The sequence below is a fragment of the Neobacillus soli NBRC 102451 genome (assembly GCF_001591665.1).
Classification (GTDB): domain Bacteria; phylum Bacillota; class Bacilli; order Bacillales; family Cytobacillaceae; genus Neobacillus; species Neobacillus soli.
On record NZ_BCVI01000129.1, the window covers coordinates 1 to 669 of the forward strand.

At 37.4% G+C, this 669-nt stretch carries 1 protein-coding gene; it reads left to right on the forward strand.

All coding sequences use genetic code 11. The features are described 5' to 3' along the window. The first annotated feature begins 62 nt into the window (after nt 1-62). On the forward strand, nt 63-563 hold the full coding sequence (locus BSO02S_RS25970; protein ID WP_066074929.1) for a GNAT family N-acetyltransferase: 501 nt from the start codon (nt 63-65) through the stop codon (nt 561-563). Nucleotides 564-669 lie beyond the last annotated feature (106 nt).

A 669-nucleotide genomic window follows, 5' to 3' on the forward strand; every position in this document is an offset into this window, starting at 1 on the left:
GGAATTTCTCTAAACTTGGAAGAATTTATATTCAAAAATATGTTAAGGAGCTTGTGAATTATATGGAATCCATTAGCAAAAGCGAAGTGAAGCTACGAGATATCACAGAGGAAGATCTTCCTATCTTTTTCGAACAACAACTAGATTCAACGGCGAACTATATGGCTGCCTTTACAGCTAAAGACCCCATTGATAAGGACGCATTTTTTGACCATTGGACAAAAATTATCGCTGACGAGAAAATCACAATTAAGACTATATTATTCAATGGCATTGTCACTGGACACGTCTCGAACTTTGAACAGTTCGGCGAACCCGAAGTAAGCTACTGGATTGGGAAGGAATATTGGGGTCATGGTATTGCAACTAAAGCTTTGTCAGAGTTTCTGGAGTATATTAAGGTACGCCCACTCTATGCTCGTGCCGCTAAAGATAACCTCGCCTCCATTAGGGTATTGGAAAAATGCGGGTTTAAAATCATCTCTGAAGATAAGGGTTTTTCCAACGCAAGAGGCAAGGATGTTGAAGAATTTATTTTGAAGCTCGAACCTTATGATAGGTAATTTAATACCGTAATACGATTGGAGCGGTTCTTGACTAAGAAACCTTCTGTTGTTTAACTACCATGAAAATAAGTTTTTTCAAGAATAGAAAAATGACAATATTAAA

What these genes read in the sequence shown, in the direction of transcription:
- BSO02S_RS25970 (WP_066074929.1), top strand. Translation starts at nt 63, where the DNA reads ATGGAATCCATTAGCAAAAGCGAAGTGAAGCTACGAGATATCACAGAG.